The following is an 18,364-nucleotide window of genomic DNA, read 5'->3' as shown; positions in this document are numbered from 1 at the left end:
TCGGCGCTCACAGCGCACTCACGATCTGGGCGAGCAGCCCGCTGATGTGCGCCTCAGCCCCGCGGCCCGCCTCGATGACCTCCTCGTGGCTGAGCGGAGTGGTCTGGATGCCCGCCGCAAGGTTCGTGATGAGTGACATGCCGAGCACCTCCATGCCCGCCTGTCGCGCCGCGATCGCCTCGAGCGCGGTCGACATTCCCACGATGTGTCCGCCCATGACCTTCGCCATCTGCACCTCCGCGGGCGTCTCATAGTGCGGTCCCCTGAACTGCACGTACACACCCTCGTCAAGGCTGCCGTCGATGCTGCGCGCGAGATCGCGGAGCCGCTTCGAGTAGAGGTCGGTGAGGTCGATGAAGGTCGCCCCCTCGAGCGGGGAGTCGGCCGTCAGGTTGATGTGGTCGCTGATGAGCACGGGCGTGCCGGCTTTCCAGTGCTCCTTGATACCGCCCGCGCCGTTCGTGAGAATCATGGTCGTCGCACCCGTCGCCGCCGCCGTGCGCACGCTATGGGCGACGCGGCGCACGCCGTGCCCCTCGTAGTAGTGCGTGCGGGCCCCGATCACGAGAGCACGCTTGCCGCTCGGCAGGAGCACGGAGCGAAGCGACCCCACGTGCCCCTCGAGGGCCGGCTTGCTGAAGCCCGCGACATCCGCTGCCGGGATTGTGGCGGTGGTCTCCCCGATGAGATCCGCCGCCTTCGCCCAGCCGCTGCCGAGGGTGAGGGCGATGTCGTGTCGCGCGACTCCGGTCTTCTCCGCGATGTCGGATGCTGCGGCCGCCGCGATCTCGAACGGGTCGGCCGCGGGGTCGTCGAGGGGGTTGTTCTGGGTCGTCATCCGACCACTCTATTCCGGCGCGCCCGGGTGCCGGGTAGTGCCGTGCGGCATCCGGATTCACACCTCGCGTCAGGGTCGTGGGGGAGAATGTTTGTCATGGCCTACAAATTCGACCGCAAGCAGAAGATCGCCATCATCGGGGGAGGGCCGGGAGGCTTCGAGGCTGCCCTCGCGGGCGCCCAGCTCGGCGCCGAGGTCACGCTGGTCGAGAGGGTCGGCGTTGGGGGAAGCGCCGTGCTGACCGACGTCGTGCCCAGCAAGACCCTCATCGCAACGGCCGAGGCGGCGACCGCGATCGGCGGCGCCCACGACCTGGGCGTGCAGATCTTCGCGCGCGGCGACACGGGCGGACCCGTGCGGCCCGAGATCGCCGTCAACCTGCGGGCCGTCAACCAACGCCTGCTGCGCCTCGCCCGCCAGCAGTCCGAAGACATGCGCTCGCAGCTCGTGCGCGCTGGCGTGACGATCGTGCAGGGCGACGGGCGACTTGATGGGCCCAACCGGGTGGTAGTCTCGACCGGCAACGGCAGCGCGGCAAAGGACTTCGACCAGATCGAGGCCGACACCATCATCATCTCGGTCGGGGCGAGCCCGCGCATCCTCGACTCGGCGAAGCCCGACGGCGAACGCATCCTCACCTGGACGCAGCTCTACAACCTCGACTCGATCCCCGAGCACCTGATCGTGGTCGGCTCGGGCGTCACGGGAGCCGAGTTCGCCTCCGCCTACCGCGCCCTCGGTTCCGAGGTGACGCTCATCTCGAGCCGCGACCAGGTGCTACCGGGGGAGGACGCCGACGCCGCCCACGTCATCGAGGACGTCTTTACGCGCAACGGCATGAACGTGCTCAGCAAGAGCCGCGCCGAGAGCGTCGTGCGCAAGGGCGACAGTGTCGTCGCGACGCTCACGGATGGCCGCACGGTCGAGGCGAGCCACTGCCTCATGGCCGTCGGATCCGTGCCCAACACGGAGGGACTCGGCCTGGAAGAGGCGGGCGTGCAGCTCGCCGACTCGGGGCACGTGCGCGTCAACCGCGTCGCCGGCACCTCGATGCCCAACATCTACGCCGTCGGTGACTGCAGCGGCTTCCTTCCGCTCGCCTCCGTCGCCGCCATGCAGGGACGCACTGCCGTCTTCCACGCCATGGGCGACGTCGTCACTCCCGCTGAACTGCGCAACGTGACATCCAACATCTTCACGCAGCCGGAGATCGCGACCGTCGGCTACGGGCAGAACGACATCGACGAGGGCACCGTCATGGGCACGGTGCACACCGTCCCGCTCGCCCAGAACCCGCGCGCCAAGATGATGGGCATCAAGCACGGTTTTGTGAAGCTCTTCGCGCGCACCAGCACGGGAACCATCATCGGAGGCGTGGTCGTCGCGCCTCGGGCATCCGAACTGATCCTGCCCATCTCGATCGCGATCGAGCAGCGGCTCACGGTGGACGAGGTCGCGCAGGCGTTCGCCGTCTACCCGTCCCTCTCGGGCAGCATCACGGACGCGGCGCGGGCGCTGCACATCGTGCGCTGACGCGCGCACTGCACATCGTGCGCTGACGCGGGCGCGTTCCCAACTCTTCCTCAGACGATGCTGAGGAGGAGGTGCCCCGAGGAGACGGTCGTGCCCACCGCGGCGTTGATGCCGGAGATGACGCCGTCCTTGTGGGCGGTGAGCGGCTGCTCCATCTTCATCGCCTCAAGCACGAGCACGAGGTCGCCCTTGACGACGGAGTCGCCCTCGCCGACCGCGAACTTCACGACCGTCGCCTGCATGGGAGCCGTGACGGCATCGCCTGTGGCGGTCGCGACGGCGCCCGAGACGCCGCGGCGGCGGGGGGCTGGCGGAAGCAGCGGGGCTCCCGCCGTGGGGATGACCCGGCCAGGAAGGCTGACCTCGATGCGCTTGCCGTCGACCTCAACCGTCACGTTGCGCCGCTCGGGTGCGGGCCCGGCGGCCTCCAACTCGCCGCTCCAGGGCTCGAGCTCGCCCGCAAACTCGGTCTCGATCCAGCGCGTATAGACGCTGAAGGGCTCCGAGGTGAACGCAGGGTCGCGCACGATCGCCCGGTGGAAGGGCAGCACGGTGGGCAGTCCGGCGACCTCGAACTCGCCGAGGGCGCGGCGGGCGCGCTCGAGGGCGTCCTCGCGGCTGGCCCCCGTGATGATGAGCTTGGCGATCATGGAGTCGAAGGCACCGCTGATGACGTCACCCGTCGTGACGCCGCTGTCGACGCGCACGCCGGGGCCGCCCGGCACGCGGAACACGTGGATCGGGCCGGGGGCGGGCATGAAGCCGCGGCCCGGGTCCTCACCGTTGATGCGGAACTCGATGGAATGCCCGTGCGGCACAGGGTCGTCGTAGTCGAGCACGCCGCCCTCGGCGATGCGGAACTGCTCACGCACGAGGTCGATGCCCGTGACCTCCTCCGAGACCGGATGCTCGACCTGCAGTCGCGTGTTCACCTCCAGGAACGACACGGTGCCGTCCTGCCCGATGAGGAACTCGCAGGTGCCGGCGCCGACATACCCGACCTCGCGCAGGATCGCCTTCGAGGCGTCGTAGAGGAGACGGTTCTGCTCCTCGCTCAGGAAGGGCGCGGGCGCCTCCTCGACGAGCTTCTGGTGGCGTCGCTGAAGGGAGCAGTCACGCGTGCTGATGACGACAACGTTGCCGTGGGCGTCCGCGAGGCACTGGGTCTCGACGTGGCGGGGCTTGTCGAGGTACTTCTCGACGAAGCATTCTCCGCGGCCGAAGGCGGCGATGGCCTCGCGCGTCGCGGAGTCGAAGAGCTCCTCGACCTCCTCGCGCTCCCGGGCGACTTTGAGCCCGCGCCCGCCGCCGCCGAAGGCGGCCTTGATGGCAACCGGCAGGCCGTACTGGTCGACAAACGCGAGCACCTCGTCGGCGCCCGAGACGGGGTTGAGGGTGCCGGGCGCGAGGGGTGCGCCGACCTTCTCGGCGATGTGCCGGGCGGAGACCTTGTCGCCGAGCTTCTCGATCGCGTCCGGTGAGGGGCCGATCCAGGTGAGCCCCGCGTCGATGACGGCGCGAGCGAAGTCGGCGTTCTCGGCGAGGAAGCCGTAGCCGGGGTGCACCGCGTCGGCGCCCGAGCGGCGTGCAACCGAGAGGAGCTTGCTGATGACGAGGTAGGTCTCGGCGCTCGTGGAGCCGTCGAGCGAGTAGGCCTCGTCGGCGAGGCGCACGTGACGCGCGTCGCGATCCTGGTCGGCATAGACGGCGACGGACCCCAGACCTGCGTCCTTCGCTGCCCTGATGATGCGTACGGCGATCTCGCCGCGGTTGGCGATGAGGACCTTCGAGATACGGGGCATAGTTGTTTAGCCTATTCGCCTGCAGGCGCGCGCTTTTGGCTACGCGCCACAAAAATGGCGGATGCTTTCAGAGCAGTACCGACAATGGCGCGCGTCAGAGGTTCCAGAGCCGGTGCCAGCCGACGCCGAAGCTCTCGGCGAGCAGGCGGCGCAGTGTCGGCACCGAGAGGCCGACGACGGTGCTCGGGTGGCCGTCGACGCGGCGGATGAAGGCCTGCCCGCGACTGTCGACCGTGAAGGCACCCGCGACGGAGAGCGGCTCGCCGGTCGCGATGTAGGCGTCAATCTCCTCCTCCGGAATGTCGTCGGCGAATTCGACGACCGCGTCGTCGACAGCGCCAGCGCCGCCGCCCGCGGTGCCGCCCCGGTGATCGATGAGCCAGTGTCCTGAGTGCAGCACGCCGCCGCCCCCGATCATCTTGTGCCAGCGCTCCCGTGCGACCTCAGCGGTGTGTGGCTTGCCGTAGATGACCCCGTCGAACTCGAAGGCACTGTCGCCGCCGAGTATGAAGCCGTCGATCGGTTCCCCGTCGACGAGTTGGCCCACGACGGCCTCCGCCTTGGCGCGGGCGAGCTCGCCCACCATCTCGGCCGCGCTGAGGGCACCGCGCGCCGCTGTCAGGGAGGCGACGAGGGCATCCTCGTCGACGCCGGGGCTCAGGAGCCCTGCGGGCTCGATTCCGGCGGCGCGGAGGGTGGCGAGTCGCGCTGGCGAGGTCGAGGCGAGGTAGAGCCGCACGGGCTCCAGGGTCGTCGTTGTGGCCGGATTCACGGGCATTCGGATCCTAGACTCGGGGGATGGCTGATTCGCAGGGTGCCGGTTCTCGTGGCGCGCAGGTCGAACTCGACGTTAGCAACATCGCCCACGGCGGGGTCGGGGTCGCTCGCTTGGAGGGGCGCGTCGTCTTCGTCGCCGACGCCATCCCGGGAGAACGAGTGCTCGCGCGCATCAGCGACGAGTCGAAGAAGTCGTTCTGGCGGGCGGAGACACTCGCGGTGCTCGACCCTTCGCCGCACCGGCGTGAGCACGTGTGGCGGGAGGCGTCGATCGACCGGGCCCCCGAGGTGCGCGCGGGCGGCGCGGAGTTCGGCCACATCGAGCTGGGGCACCAGCGCGAGCTCAAGCGGCAGGTGATCGTCGACTCCTTGCGCCGCATGGGCGGCATCGAGGCGGATGTCGCGGTCGAGGCAATCCCGGGCGCTGAGGATGGCACGGGCTGGCGTACCCGCCTGCGGTTGCACGTGGGGGAGGATGGCGCGCTGGGGCCCTATGCCGCCCGCTCGCACGATGTCGTGCCTGTGGCATCCGTGCCGCTCGCGGCGGAGGAGGTTGCGCGCATCACACCACTCGACGAGGTCTTCCCCGGCTCGACCCACGTCGACATCGTCGCCCCCTCCAGCGGAAACCCCTTCGTACTTGCGGGGGACGCGCGTTCCAAGGCCAGGCCGAAGCCGCAGCGCATCACTGAGGTCGTGGGGGAGCGGGAGTTCCGGCTGGATGTGCGGGGCTTCTGGCAGGTGCATCGGGCCGCCGCGCAGACCCTGACAACGGCCGTGCAGGAGGCGATCGATCCCGAGCGCTTCGACCCGAAAGCACCCAATCATGACCTCTACGGCGGGGTGGGGCTTCTCGCGGCCGCCGTGGGAGACCGCTTCGGACCGACGACGAGAATCACGAGCGTCGAGAGCGACTCCCTCGCGACGGATCACGCCGCCGAGAATCTCGCCGAGTGGCTCGGCGCTCGCGCGGTGACCGCCCGCGTGGACCGATACCTGCGGGACCTCGGGGCGACATCACGGCTGGAGGGCGCGACCGTCGTGCTCGACCCGCCGCGCTCGGGCGCCGGTCGCGCCGTCGTGGACTCCCTCGCGACGCTCGCACCCTCCCAGCTCGTCTACGTCGCGTGCGACCCCGTCGCGCTCGCGCGCGACGCGGGCTTCCTGCGTGAGCACGGCTACCAGCTTTCGGAGATCCGCGCCTTTGACCTGTTCCCCCATACTCACCACGTGGAAGCCGTCGCGTCCTTCGTGCGGGCCTGACATCCAACAAACCGACGGTATGTCGCGTCCTGTCACGTCTTTTCGAGCCCGCTCGGTCTAGGCTTGATGCTGTGGCGGACGCGCCCCGCCGCTCCTGCCAGTCAGCGCGACAGAGTGAGAGATCGATCCCGATGAATGGAAGCCCGAGCTCGGTGAGAGTGTCGGTCGTCGACGACCACGAGTCGGTGCGACTGGGGCTCCGTTCGGCATGCATGGAGGCTGGCTTCGATTTCATCGTCGCGGCAGCATCCGTCGCTGAGTTCGAGGAGAAGCTCGAGGGTCGGGAGAACGACGTCGTCGTGCTCGACCTCTCGCTCGGCGACGGTTCGACCGTCACAGAGAATGTCAAGCGCGTGCAGGCCACGGGTTCCGCTGTGCTCGTGCACAGCATCGCCGACCGTGTCGCCCTCGTGCGGGAGGCGCTCGCCGCGGGCGCCGCAGGGGTGATCCCCAAGTCGTCGGCCACGCAGATCGTTATGTCGGCCGTCGAGCGCGTCGCACGCGGGGACGTGCTCAACAACCTGGAGTGGGCGACTGCGATCGATGCTGACAGCGACTTCGCCAAGGCGCAGCTGGGACGGCGCGAGCGCGAGATCCTGCACCTCTACGCCTCGGGCCTGCCGCTCAAGCTCGCCGCCGAGAAGCTCGGCATCGGCTATTCGACGGCACGCGAATACCTCGACCGCATCCGAATGAAGTACGTCGAGGTGGGGCGGCCTGCCCCCACCAAGGTGGACCTGCTGCGGCGCGCTGTCGAAGACGGCATCCTGCCGAGCATGGACGTCGACTCCCTCAATGACGCCTGACCGGCCAGGTCATCCCTCCGCCCCGGCGCCCCGGCATCCGAGGCGCCCCATCAGTCGGGCCAGCCTCGAGGTCGTCGTCGCTCGCGCAGTCGCGCTCTTCGGGCTCCTCTTCGGCGCCCAGGCCCTGCCGATCGCCCTGAGTCAGCGTGACGCGATCGCGCCCGCCTGGTGGTGGGCGACCATCGTCGGTTTCTATGGGCTCCTCGTCGTCAGTGCCGTTGCCTCGGTCGTCAAGCGCGGCACCATGCTTGCCAACAGCGCCCTCGCCCTCGTCTTCATGCTCGCGCTCGTCTTCTGGGTGCCCGGCGTCGTAGAGGGCGGTTGGAGCGCCGCGGAACGTCCCTGGCTGTGGTTCCTCATCACGGTCGCGACAGCCGCCGCAGCGGTCGCCTATCCGGTCTGGCTCGCGACCGTCTATCTCTTTGCGGCTCCCGTGCTCTACGGGCTCCTCCGGCTCTCTCCCTTCGGCGGCAGCGCCGACCCCCTCATCACGGTGCTCGATGTCGTCTATGCGGTGCTGCTCGGCGGGGCGGTGCTCGTGATCATCACGATGCTGCGTTCGGCCGCGGCATCCGTCGACGCCGCCCAGGCGACCGCCCTCTCGCGCTACCTCGACGCTGTGGGCGAGCATGCCCGGGAGACGGAGCGTGTGCAGGTCGACGCGATCGTGCACGACACCGTGCTGAGCGCCTTTCTCTCGGCGGGACGCGCGGAGACGGAGGAGCACCGCGCCCTCGCGACGACGCTCGCGCAGAATGCGATCGTGCATCTGCAGGCCGCCGAGCTCGCCCCTGCTGACGAGGAGCCAGGCGTCTCGGCGCGGGTCGTCGCGCAGCGGATCGCCGAGGTGGCGGAGCGGATGACGACGCGCTTCCGACTCAGTCTCGGAGGAGCGGGTGACTCAGTGCTCCCGCCCGTGGTCGCGGAGTCGCTGTACTCGGCCACCCTGCAGGCCATGGTCAACAGCATCCAGCACGCGGGGGACGAGAGTGTGCCCCGCTGGGTGAGCATGCGCACCCGCTCCGACGCGGGCATCCACATCGAGGTGGGCGACGAGGGCGCCGGTTTCGTCGTCGAGGAGGTGCCCGTCGAGCGCCTCGGCGTGCGCGTCTCCATCATCGAGCGGATGCTGCGTGCCGGCGGTGAGGCCCGCATCGAGTCGGCCCCCGGCGAGGGCACCCTCGTGTTCATCGACTGGCCGTTGCCGGCGCCGCAGATCGGCGGGGGGAGGCGGGACGCGTGAACATCACGGTGCCCCGCTACGTCATCATCGCCCTCGGGGCGGTCTTCTCCGCGTACCAGTTGGTGCTGGCGTCCTCATCGCTCCCGATCGGCACGCGCCCCGCCCAGGTGGTGCTGGCGATGGTCCTCTACGCCGTGGCGACGGCGGTGAGTCTGATCGTCTCCAATCCGCGCCTCACGCCGTGGATCGCCTCGGCCAATGTGGTGGTCGCCATCCTGCTGCCCGTGCTGGTGGCGTCACAGCTCCCGCCCGACCATGAGATCGGCTCCGACTATTCCACCTGGCACGTGGCCGCCGTGGGCGTGCTGATGGTGATCACCTCGGCCAGGGGCTTTCAGCTCCTCGCCTGGATCGGCGTAGGTACTCTCGTCATCCAGTCGGTCGTGTGGGCGGGGCCCGGCTCGCTGGGGCCGCTCGGGGTCATCGGCAGTGTGCTGTGGGTGGGCGTCTCCCACATGCTGCAGAGTTCGCTTGCGAAGGCGGAACGTGACGCGAAGGCCTACTCGGTGGCGGAGCGTGAGGCGGCCGAGTGGCAGACGGCGCAGGAGGCGCACCTTTCGGAGCGGCGCTTCCGCTTCGGGCAGACGGCGAGGATGGCCCTGCCGATGCTGCGGCACATTGTGGCGACTCGTGCCATGCTCACGGCGGGGCAGCAGCGCGAGTGCCTCTACCTTGAGGCGGGCATCCGCGATGAGATCCGCGGACGCACGCTTCTCGACGACGCGGTGCGCGAGCAGGTGATGGCGGCTCGGCGTCGGGGTGCGACCGTCAATCTGCTCGACGAGGGGGGCCTCGATGAGCTGCCGGCGTCGGAGCTCGCGCGTATCCACGCGGAGATCGCCGCCGCAATGCGCTCGTCTCGGGCAGACACCATCATCGTGCGCACGGTCGGGGAGGATTCGGATGTCGCGGTCACAGTCGTGGGCTTGATTGCGAGCGGCGTCAACCTCCTGGGGCACTCGTCGGCCGATCTGGAGGAGCCCGAGATCGACCTGTGGCTGGAGATTCCGCGTCACGCGGAAGATTAACGGGAAAAGGGCCGGAACCTCGGTTCCGGCCCTTCAAGACCCCGAGTCAGGGCGATAACCCGAATATCGCCCTGACTCGCCCCCAATTCGTTGGCCCGCTTACCCTAGTCGGCCATCGAATGGTGGTGTGACTCTTGGAGTGACACCTAGCACGATCAATATTGCTAAACCCCACGCTACAGGGAAAGTCGACATTTCGGGGGACGATTGGGGGACAATTTCGGCAAATTTTCGCGCTGTCGCCCTAGAAATGGGGGCATGTGTCACCCGAGCGGGGTACACGATGGGGTACAAATGGCGTCAGCGGTAGCCCATGAAGCCGCGCCACGAGCCGTGCTGCAGGGGAGTGCGAAGGCCCCGGCGACTGCGATCCCATGCGCTCGGTTGCGCCGGCGGGGGCACCACGCCCTCCTCGCGCAGCTCATCGAGTGCCGTCGTCACGACGGCGACGACGGCAGCCGCCTCCGAGGGGCTCGGCCTGCCCGCGCGGATGGTGATCTCGGCAGGGTCCGTGGCGCGAGCCGCGGCATCCGCCCCCGTGTCGTGCGCGGGAGTCACAGGGGGATGTTCCCGTGCTTCTTGGGGGGCATGCTGGCGCGCTTGCTCGCGAGAGTCCGCAGCGCCTTCGTGATCATGACGCGGGTCGCGGCCGGCTCGATCACGCCGTCGAGTTCGCCACGCTCCGCCGCGAGGAACGGGCTCGCGACGTTGTAGGTGTATTCGTTGGCGAGACGCGTGCGCACCTCGGCGACATCCTCGCCGGCCGCCTCCGCAGCCTTGAGCTCGCTGCGGTAGAGGATGTTGACGGCGCCCTGGCCGCCCATGACGGCAATCTCCGCCGTGGGCCAGGCGTAGTTGAGGTCGGCCCCGAGCTGCTTCGAGCCCATGACGATGTATGCCCCGCCGTAGGCCTTGCGGGTGATGACCGTCACGAGTGGCACGGTGGCCTCCGCGTAGGCGTAGAGGAGCTTGGCGCCGCGGCGGATGACGCCCGTCCACTCCTGGTCCGTGCCGGGGAGGTACCCGGGCACGTCGACGAGGGTGAGGATGGGGATGTTGAAGGCGTCACAGAATCGCACGAAGCGCGAGGCCTTCTCGCCGGCGTCGATGTTGAGCGTGCCCGCCATGGCATTCGGCTGGTTGGCGATGATGCCCACCGAGCGGCCCTCGACACGGCCGAAGCCCACGACGATGTTGGGGGCGAAGAGCGGTTGGATCTCGAGGAAGTCGTTGTTGTCGACGATGTGCTCGATGATCGTGCCCACGTCGTAGGGCTGGTTGGGGCTGTCGGGGATGACCGTGTTGAGCCGGCGGTCCTCGTCGGTGACCTCGAGCTCGATCTCGCTCGCATAGAGCGGCGCGTCGGTGAGGTTGTTGTCGGGGAGGAAGGAGAGCAGGGTGCGCGCGTAGTCGAGGGCGTCATCCTCGTCGCTCGCGAGGTAGTGGGATACGCCGGAGACCTTGTTGTGGGTGAGGGCGCCGCCGAGCTCCTCCATGCCGACGTCCTCGCCCGTGACCGTCTTGATGACGTCGGGGCCCGTCACGAACATCTGGCTCGTCTTGTCGACCATGATGACGAAGTCGGTGAGGGCGGGGGAGTAGACGGCGCCGCCCGCCGCGGGACCCATGACGATCGAGATCTGCGGGATGACTCCCGAGGCCATCGTGTTGCGACGGAAGATCTCGCCGTACTTGCCGAGAGCGACGACGCCCTCCTGGATGCGGGCACCACCCGAGTCGAGCATCCCGATGATGGGGATGCCGAGGCGCAGGGCGAGTTCCATGACCTTGATGATCTTCTCGCCCGCGACCTCGCCGAGCGAGCCGCCGAAGATCGTGAAGTCCTGTGCGTAGACCGCGACCTGGCGCCCGTGGATTGTGCCCGTGCCTGTCACGACGGAATCGCCGTAGGGGCGCGCCTTCTCCATCCCGAAGGCGTAGGTGCGGTGGCGCACGAACTCGTCGAGCTCGACGAAGGAACCCGGATCGAGGAGCTGCGCGATCCGCTCGCGTGCGGTCTTCTTGCCCTTGGCGTGCTGCTTCTCGATCGCCGCCTCGCCACTCGCCGTCACCGCCTCGTGGTAGCGGACCTTGAGATCGGCGAGCTTCTCGGCCGTCGTCATGGGCGTCACGCTGCCATCCGCACCCGCATCGGTGGCGGCCGGGGCCGGGTCGGAGGGCGTGGGGGCAACGTTGTCGGCAGTCACCCGCATCACTTTACCGTCCGGCACATCGGCCGATTGGGAGGTTTGCGACAAATCACGCGGCCAAACGCTGCCCCGATACGCTAAGTGGATGCTGTTGCCGCTGAGCGCACCCCACGCCACCCGGATCGACTTTCTGCCCGAGTGCCCGTCGACCAATTCGGAGCTGATCGACCGCGCGGCGGCGGGCGCTCCCCACTTCTCGGTCGTCGCGACCGACACGCAGACGGCCGGCCGCGGGCGTCTCGGGCGCACGTGGGTCGCGCCGCCGGGGCGCACGCTCGCAGCATCCGTGCTCCTGCGGCCCGACTTCCCCGCGGATGCCTGGGGGTGGCTGCCCCTCGTCGCGGGTCTCGCGATGGCGCGAGCGGTGCGTGAGGTCCTTCCCCTTGAGGACGGCGGTCTCGTGACCGTCAAATGGCCGAATGACGTGCTCGTCCGGGACAAGAAGATTTCGGGGCTCCTCGCGGAGATCGTGCCGGGTGCGGATGCCGCGGCTCTCGTCGTGGGCGCGGGGCTCAACCTCAGCATCCCCTCGGCCGAGCTCCCGACGGACTCCTCGACCTCCCTGACCCTCGAGGGCGCGGCCGAGCCCGAGCTGCTCGACCGCGCGCTTGCGGCCTACCTGCGGGAACTCGGCAGCCTCTACGCCGCGCTGCAGGCCTATCGCGGAGACGCGGAGGCGAGCGGCATCCGGAGGGCTGTCTCTGAGGAGTGCGCGACGCTGGGGCGCCGGGTGCGCGTGACCCTGCCCTCAGATGAGACGGTCATGGCAATCGCGTTAGAGATCGACGCGGAGGGACGGCTCGTGATCGAGCGCGACGGTGTCGACGGTCGTGGCGCGCGGGAGGCCGTCTCCGCGGGCGATGTGACGCATGTGCGGTATGAATGATGCATGTCCTTGGAGTTCGCTGAGCAGGGGGTCGCGAGCGAGCGCATCGTCGCGCGACTGCGCCCTCACGCTCGCGTCCTCTTCTGGCCGAGCCTGATCCTCATCGCAGGGGCGGGCGCGCTCGCATACTTCTCGCGCACCTTCGACGAGGAGTGGCAGAACCTGCTTCTCGTGGGCGCGGGCAGTGCGGTCTTGGCGCTCATCTGGCTGATTCCGCTCCTGCGCTGGCTCGCGAGTCGCACCGTCATCACGACCCGGCGCATCGTCATCCGGCGCGGCTTGTCGACACGCACGCGGCAGGAGTTGCTGCACAGCCGCGGCTACGACATCACGGTGCGGCAGCGGGCACTGCAGTCGCTGTTCCGCAGCGGTGATGTGCTGATCAACTCGGGGCTCGAACATCCGGTGGTCCTGCGCGACGTGCCGGGCGCCGAGGTGGTGCAGGGGGCCCTCCACGACCTCATGGAGCAGAGCATGAACCCGATCGCGGCACGTCGACAGCGCGATGCTTCGCACCCGAATGATGAGACGACGGTCTGGGGTTCCCGTTGAGCAATCATCCGGGTGGGGTAGGTTGCGTAGCGTTCGGATGCAGTGACGCGCCGGGGTGCGACACGGCTGCCTCGGCGCGCGAAGTCGAGAGGTGGACGGTGTGAAGATCTCGGTCATCGGATGTGGCTACCTGGGGGCCGTGCACGCGGCGTGCATGGCGGAGCTGGGCCACGAGGTCATCGGTATCGATGTCGACGAGCACAAGATCGAGCTGCTCGCTGAGGGCAAGCCGCCCTTCTACGAGCCCGGCCTGCCGGAGCTGTTGACGACGGCAACGGCCTCGGGCCGCCTGCACTTCAGCACGGATGCCTCGAACATCGCCTCCGCCAGGGTGCACTTCATCGCGGTGGGCACGCCGCAGCTCGCCGACAGCAACGGCGCGGACCTGACCTATGTGGATGCGGCGATCGAATCCCTCCTGCCGCACCTGCAGCCGGGCGACCTCGTCGTCGGCAAGTCGACGGTGCCCGTCGGTACGGCGGCGAGACTCTACGAGCGCATCCGCGAGGCGGCCCCCGGTGCTTCCCTCGCCTGGAACCCCGAGTTCCTGCGCGAGGGCTTCGCCGTCAAGGACACGATCGCGCCCGACCGCATCGTCTACGGTCTGGCACCGGGCGACGACACGGCGGAAGAGCTCCTCGACGAGATCTACGCCACAGCCCTCGAGAAGGGCTCGCCCAAGGTTGTCACCGACTTCGCGACCGCCGAGCTCGTCAAGGTCTCGGCCAACGCCTTCCTCGCAACCAAGATCTCGTTCATCAACGCGATGGCCGAAGTCGCGGAGGCGACGGGGGCGGATGTCACGGCTCTCGCCGATGCGATCGGCCACGACACCCGCATCGGCCGCCGCTTCCTCAACGCGGGCCTCGGTTTCGGCGGCGGCTGCCTCCCGAAGGACATCCGCGCGTTCATGGCGCGGGCGGAGGAGCTCGGGGTCGACCAGGCCCTGTCGTTCCTGCAGGAGGTTGACTCGATCAACATGCGCAGGCGCGAGCGCATGGTTGACCTCACCCGCGAGGTGGTGGGGGGCGACCTTCAGGGCAAGCGCATCGCCGTGCTGGGACTCGCCTTCAAACCCGACTCTGACGACGTGCGCGATTCGCCCGCGCTCGACGTCGTCATCCGGCTCGCGGAGCTCGGTGCGGACGTCGTTGCGACCGACCCGCAGGCGCTCGACACGGCGCGACGCCGCAAGCCCGACCTTGCGGTCGCGCTGACCGCGGCGCAGGCGGCGGAGAACGCCGACGCCGTGCTCGTGCTCACCGAATGGCGGGAGTATCGCGAGCTCGACCCGGCGCAGATCGCGTCAGTCGTGCGAACGCCCGCGATCGTCGACGGGCGCAACTGCCTGGATCCGGTGCAGTGGCGTGGTGCCGGATGGCACTATCGTGCGCTCGGTCGTCCCTGATGCACCCGCCGGTTGAGTAGGCGCGCCAGCGCCGTATCGAAAGCTAGCCGAGCGACCACCGGTTTCGATACGCTCGCTGCGCTCGCTACTCAACCCGCGATCCTCCGCGAAGACCCACGTGCGGTAGAGCCAGAAGCGGAACACCATGCCGAGCGCGAGGCCCACGACGTTGCTCGACACATTGTCGGCGAGCAGGCTCGTGAACCCCAGCACGTAGTGCGAGACCCACAGACAGCCGAGCGGGATGCCCATGGCCGCGATGCTAACGGCCGCGAAGCGCAGTCCTTCGCCGACGGGGTGGGCGCGCTTTTCCCTGTGGAAGGTCCAGTAGCGGTTGCCGAGCCAGTTGGCGACGATCGCGACGGAGGTCGAGACGAGCTTCGCGATGACGGGGCCCTCGTGGAGGACGTCGGGGGCGAGCACCGTGAGCCGCAGCAGGTTGAAGAGCGCGACATCGATCACGAGGCCGACCGTGCCGACGACTCCGAAGCGCGTGAGCTGCGCCACCAACCCGCTCCGCAGCAGGCTGCTCACTCGTCCCCTGTTGCTGGACTCTCTGTGCACTGTGCGGACCCCGTGGATCAGGTGACGGTGGAATAGGTGAAGATGGTGTGTGACGGCTTTGCAGTCTAGCCGCCGACATCCGCTCGTTCTCTGGGTGAGCATCGTCGACCACCCTGCCCTCGACCCCAAAGGGAGTGCCCCATGACCTTGACCGTCGGTGTTATCGGGGGCGGCCAGCTCGCCCGCATGATGATCCCCGCGGCGACCCACCTCGGCGTGCGCCTGAGCGTCTTCGCTGAGGCGGACGGCAGCCCGGCGGGCATGGCGGCGACGGCGGTCGGCGACTACCGGGACGCCGAGCAGGTGCTGCGCTGGGCGCAGGGGCTCGACGCGATCACCTTCGACCATGAGCATGTGCCGCAAGAGGTGCTCTCCGCGCTCGTGGAGGCGGGGCTCGCGGTGCGTCCGGGCCCGCACGCCCTTCTCTACGCGCAGGACAAGCTGCTCATGCGAGAGCGGCTCGGTGCGCTCGGGCTGCCGATGCCCGAGTGGGCCCCTGTCGCGACGGAGGCCGAACTCGACGCCTTCATCAGGGAGCACGGCGGTGCCGCCGTCGTCAAGACCCCGCGGGGCGGCTACGACGGCAAGGGGGTCAGGGTCGTGCGCTCGGGTAGCGAGGCGGCGAGCTGGTTCGCGGATGTCGCGGGGCCGCTGCTCGTCGAGGAGCTCGTGGAGTTCCGCCGCGAGCTCGCCCAGTCGGTCGCGCGCCGCCCCTCGGGCGCTTTCGCCGCGTGGCCCGTCGTGGAGAGCGTGCAGCGCGACGGGGTCTGTTCCGAGGTGATCGCGCCCGCCCCGCGGGCAATGGGGCGGGTAGCGGATGTCGCGGAGGAAATCGCGGTGGCGGTCGCGGAGGGCCTCGACGTGACGGGGGTGCTCGCCGTGGAGCTCTTCGAGACGAGCGACGAGCGCATCCTCGTGAACGAGCTCGCGATGCGCCCCCACAACAGCGGGCACTGGAGCATCGAGGGCTCGACGACGAGCCAGTTCGAGCAGCACCTGCGTGCGGTGCTCGACCTTCCGCTGGGGGGCACCGGCTGCCGCGACCCCTGGACCGTCATGGTCAATGTGCTCGGCGGGCCGGCGGGGGAGGGGCTCGACTCGCGCTACGCGAAGGCGATGGCCGAGCATCCGCTCGTGAAGTTCCACTCCTACGACAAGGAGTCGCGGCCGGGCCGCAAGGTGGGGCACGTCTGCACGGGTGGCGACGATCTGGATGACGTCGTGTACCAGGCGCGCGCCGCGGCGGAGATGGTGGCGCACTGAGGCCACGAGAGGCGCCCCTGGGAATCGGGTGGAGCCGTGCTCCTTCGCTAGACTTGAGGCGCCCAGCAGGGGGACATCACGGACGTCTTTTTACTCGCCGGAAACAATCCAGAAACTGGCTAGGATCCACCTCTAGCTAGATTGGATCCATTCACGGTAGGGTGTCGTTCGTAGGCAGTGCGAACGACAACGACGTCAAAGGATGGGCCTCCCATGCACCGAACCGCAGCACCCGGACGGAACCGCAACAGAAGTCTTCTCGGCCTCGCCGGCGCTGCAGCGCTCGCCATCGCCATGGCAGGCTGCTCCACTCCCGCCGCCGAGGGTGAGACCTCGGGCGGCGAGGTCGTCTTCGCCGACTACGGCGGGCCCACCAACGAGTCCCGCCAGATCGCCTACTTCGACTCCTTCCAGGACGAGACGGGCACGCGCGTCGTCTCTGCCTCGCTCCAGGACGCCATCATGTACTCCATGCTCGAGGGTGAGGAGGGGGACTACGACCTCATCCAGGTGTCGTCCGACAGCCTCATCAAGTACAAGGAGAACCTCGCGGTCCTTCCCGACGGCGTGCCCAGGGCTGACACCTTCCCCGAGGAGATCCAGGACTACGCGGTCGGCGGCTTCCTCATCGGCATCACGCAGGGCTGGCTTACCGACACTTTCCCCGATGGCGGACCTCAGGACTGGGCCGACTTCTTCGACACCGAGAAGTACCCCGGCAAGCGGGCATGGCCTGGAGCGCCGGGCAGCTACGACGCCTCCTTCGAGCTCGCGCTCCTCGCTGACGGCGTCGCCCCCGAGGATCTCTACCCGCTCGACCTCGACCGCGCGGTGGCCAAGCTGGACTCGATCCGCGACGACCTCGTCTTCTACGAGTCCTACCCCGAGGTGCAGACCCTCCTCTCGACGGGGAGTGCCTCCATCGCCGTCAGCGTGACGGGGCAGTTCACGGCCCTCATGAACCAGGGCCTCGATGTCACGGTGCAGTGGAACGAGGCGTTCCTCAGCCCCAACTTCTTCGTCATCCCCGAGAGCGCTGAGAACAAGGAGGCAGCCTACGAGCTTGCCACCTGGCTCGCCGACGGAGAGCGACAGGCCGTCTTCACCGAGCGCACCTTCTACGGCCCCGCCAACGAGGCGACCTTCGACTATCTCCCCGAGGACGTCGCGTCCAAGCTCCCCGGCGGACCGGGCAACGACGGCTCGCTCTACTTCGACGAGCAGTACCGGGCCGACTACCTCGAGGAGCTGACCTCCTCCTACACGGAGTGGCTCGCGGGGTGATCGTCGGGGGTCCGGGGCTCGCGTGCGAGCCTCGGACCCCTTCCGCGCGACGATCCAGCATTCCCAGGCAAGGAGACCAGGTGCAGCCCACCAGGACGCAGACGGAGAAGCGTTGGCTTCTGTGGCCCCCGCTCGCCTTCTTCGCGATCGCCCTCGGGATTCCCATGGCCATGCTCCTCGTGCAGTCCTTCGACCGCGGCGGCGGGGCATTCGTCGAGATGTTCACCATGAGCTCCTTTACGGCGGCCCTCCTCCGCACTCTCGTGATGGCGGCCGTCGTCACAGTGCTGACGACGCTCATCGGTGCCGTCTACGGCCTCGCGATCTGGGCGGCCCCACGATGGTTCTCCGGCATCCTCCTCGCCTGGCTCATGCTCTCGCTCTGGACCTCGATCGTCGTCCGCACGGTCGGTTGGATGCTCCTCGAGATTCCGAGGGGCGCGATCTACTGGTTGCTCAGCAGTCTCGGCCTCGTCGAAGAACCCATCGAGCTGTATCAGACGGCGCTCGCGATGTACCCGGCCATGGTCGCGGTCATGCTGCCCTTCGTCGTGCTGCCCGCCATGACGGCGATGAGTTCGATCGATCGCGAGCAGCTGAACGCCGCCGTCATCTTCGGGGCGGGGCCGACGCTCGTGCTGCGCAGCGTCATCCTCCCCGCACTCATGCCGGCGCTCATCAGCGGTGGGGTGCTCGTCTTCGTCATGTCCCTCGGCTTCTATGTCACCCCGCTGCTGCTCGGTGGCCCCGCCAACCTCACCGTCTCGGGCCTGATCAATCTGCAGGTCAACACCCTCAATCGGCCCGACCTGGGCGCGTCCATGAGCCTGCTGCTGGTCGCCGCGACCGTCGTGATCTACCTCATCGCCGACCGCCTCTTCAAGGTCAGCGAGAAGTGGGGCTGAAA

17 protein-coding genes are annotated in these 18,364 nt (G+C 68.7%); 11 read left to right on the top strand and 6 right to left on the bottom strand.

Going from position 1 to position 18,364, the window contains the following annotated elements:
* Positions 1 to 7 precede the first annotated feature (7 nt).
* Positions 8 to 838, bottom strand: coding sequence for a purine-nucleoside phosphorylase (locus OH146_RS04845; protein WP_265157915.1), 831 nt, complete (start codon positions 836 to 838; stop codon positions 8 to 10).
* Positions 839 to 934: 96 nt separating this feature from the next.
* On the opposite strand from OH146_RS04845, the gene OH146_RS04840 reads away from it, so the two are divergent.
* The gene (locus OH146_RS04840; protein ID WP_265157913.1) at positions 935 to 2,371 is read left to right on the top strand and encodes an NAD(P)H-quinone dehydrogenase; all 1,437 of its coding nucleotides are present in this window, start codon (positions 935 to 937) and stop codon (positions 2,369 to 2,371) included.
* Between the two features lie 50 nt (positions 2,372 to 2,421).
* Here the strand turns inward: OH146_RS04840 and OH146_RS04835 are convergent, their stop codons facing one another.
* Positions 2,422 to 4,173, bottom strand: a complete 1,752-nt coding sequence (locus OH146_RS04835) for an acetyl/propionyl/methylcrotonyl-CoA carboxylase subunit alpha (protein ID WP_265157911.1) — start codon at positions 4,171 to 4,173, stop codon at positions 2,422 to 2,424.
* Positions 4,174 to 4,267: 94 nt separating this feature from the next.
* Entirely contained in the window at positions 4,268 to 4,951 is a 684-nt protein-coding gene (locus OH146_RS04830; protein WP_265157909.1) for a Maf family protein, read from the bottom strand.
* Positions 4,952 to 4,971: 20 nt separating this feature from the next.
* Here OH146_RS04830 and OH146_RS04825 point away from each other — a divergent pair, with 20 nt between their 5' ends.
* The 4 genes from OH146_RS04825 to OH146_RS04810 all read left to right on the top strand — a co-directional run bounded on the left by OH146_RS04825 (position 4,972) and on the right by OH146_RS04810 (position 9,290).
* Positions 4,972 to 6,213 carry a class I SAM-dependent RNA methyltransferase gene (locus OH146_RS04825; RefSeq protein ID WP_265157907.1) on the top strand — a complete coding sequence of 414 codons (1,242 nt, stop codon included), beginning with the start codon at positions 4,972 to 4,974 and terminating at the stop codon, positions 6,211 to 6,213.
* A gap of 131 nt (positions 6,214 to 6,344) precedes the next feature.
* Entirely contained in the window at positions 6,345 to 7,019 is a 675-nt protein-coding gene (locus OH146_RS04820) for a response regulator (RefSeq protein WP_265157905.1), read from the top strand.
* Positions 7,009 to 8,262 (top strand): sensor histidine kinase, encoded by a 1,254-nt coding sequence (locus OH146_RS04815; protein ID WP_265157903.1) that lies wholly within the window; start codon positions 7,009 to 7,011, stop codon positions 8,260 to 8,262. Before OH146_RS04820 ends, OH146_RS04815 begins: the two co-directional genes overlap by 11 nt.
* The gene (locus tag OH146_RS04810; RefSeq protein ID WP_265157901.1) at positions 8,259 to 9,290 is read left to right on the top strand and encodes a DUF8320 family protein; all 1,032 of its coding nucleotides are present in this window, start codon (positions 8,259 to 8,261) and stop codon (positions 9,288 to 9,290) included. Before OH146_RS04815 ends, OH146_RS04810 begins: the two co-directional genes overlap by 4 nt.
* A gap of 300 nt (positions 9,291 to 9,590) precedes the next feature.
* On the opposite strand, the gene OH146_RS04805 is transcribed toward OH146_RS04810, so the two are convergent.
* Together OH146_RS04805 and OH146_RS04800 are read right to left on the bottom strand one after the other, a co-directional pair.
* Positions 9,591 to 9,848 carry an acyl-CoA carboxylase epsilon subunit gene (locus OH146_RS04805; RefSeq protein ID WP_265157899.1) on the bottom strand — a complete coding sequence of 86 codons (258 nt, stop codon included), beginning with the start codon at positions 9,846 to 9,848 and terminating at the stop codon, positions 9,591 to 9,593.
* Entirely contained in the window at positions 9,845 to 11,413 is a 1,569-nt protein-coding gene (locus tag OH146_RS04800) for an acyl-CoA carboxylase subunit beta (RefSeq protein WP_265160652.1), read from the bottom strand. The genes OH146_RS04805 and OH146_RS04800 overlap by 4 nt, the downstream gene beginning before the upstream one ends.
* Positions 11,414 to 11,585: 172 nt before the next feature.
* Between OH146_RS04800 and OH146_RS04795 the strand changes: the two genes are divergently transcribed.
* The 3 genes from OH146_RS04795 to OH146_RS04785 all read left to right on the top strand — a co-directional run bounded on the left by OH146_RS04795 (position 11,586) and on the right by OH146_RS04785 (position 14,346).
* Positions 11,586 to 12,386, top strand: a complete 801-nt coding sequence (locus OH146_RS04795) for a biotin--[acetyl-CoA-carboxylase] ligase (protein ID WP_265157897.1) — start codon at positions 11,586 to 11,588, stop codon at positions 12,384 to 12,386.
* Between the two features lie 3 nt (positions 12,387 to 12,389).
* Positions 12,390 to 12,938, top strand: a complete 549-nt coding sequence (locus tag OH146_RS04790; RefSeq protein ID WP_265157895.1) for a PH domain-containing protein — start codon at positions 12,390 to 12,392, stop codon at positions 12,936 to 12,938.
* Between the two features lie 100 nt (positions 12,939 to 13,038).
* A complete protein-coding gene (locus tag OH146_RS04785) occupies positions 13,039 to 14,346 on the top strand; it encodes a UDP-glucose dehydrogenase family protein (RefSeq protein ID WP_265157893.1) in 1,308 nt (435 codons plus the stop codon).
* Here the strand turns inward: OH146_RS04785 and OH146_RS04780 are convergent.
* Complete coding sequence (locus OH146_RS04780; RefSeq protein WP_265157891.1) at positions 14,245 to 14,880, bottom strand: GtrA family protein; 636 nt, start codon at positions 14,878 to 14,880, stop codon at positions 14,245 to 14,247. The two genes, OH146_RS04785 and OH146_RS04780, sit on opposite strands and share 102 nt — an antisense overlap.
* A 171-nt stretch (positions 14,881 to 15,051) precedes the next feature.
* Between OH146_RS04780 and OH146_RS04775 the strand changes: the two genes are divergently transcribed.
* From OH146_RS04775 to OH146_RS04765, 3 genes are all read left to right on the top strand, one after another.
* On the top strand, positions 15,052 to 16,173 hold the full coding sequence (locus tag OH146_RS04775; protein ID WP_265157889.1) for a 5-(carboxyamino)imidazole ribonucleotide synthase: 1,122 nt from the start codon (positions 15,052 to 15,054) through the stop codon (positions 16,171 to 16,173).
* Between the two features lie 213 nt (positions 16,174 to 16,386).
* Positions 16,387 to 17,457, top strand: a complete 1,071-nt coding sequence (locus tag OH146_RS04770) for an extracellular solute-binding protein (protein ID WP_265157887.1) — start codon at positions 16,387 to 16,389, stop codon at positions 17,455 to 17,457.
* Between the two features lie 80 nt (positions 17,458 to 17,537).
* A complete protein-coding gene (locus OH146_RS04765) occupies positions 17,538 to 18,362 on the top strand; it encodes an ABC transporter permease (protein WP_265157886.1) in 825 nt (274 codons plus the stop codon).
* Positions 18,363 to 18,364: the final 2 nt, after the last annotated feature.

The sequence above is a fragment of the Homoserinimonas sedimenticola genome (genome assembly GCF_026094475.1).
GTDB lineage: Bacteria > Actinomycetota > Actinomycetes > Actinomycetales > Microbacteriaceae > Homoserinimonas > Homoserinimonas sedimenticola.
Note: the sequence above shows the minus strand (reverse complement) of the source record. Positions and strands in the feature narration are given on the sequence as shown.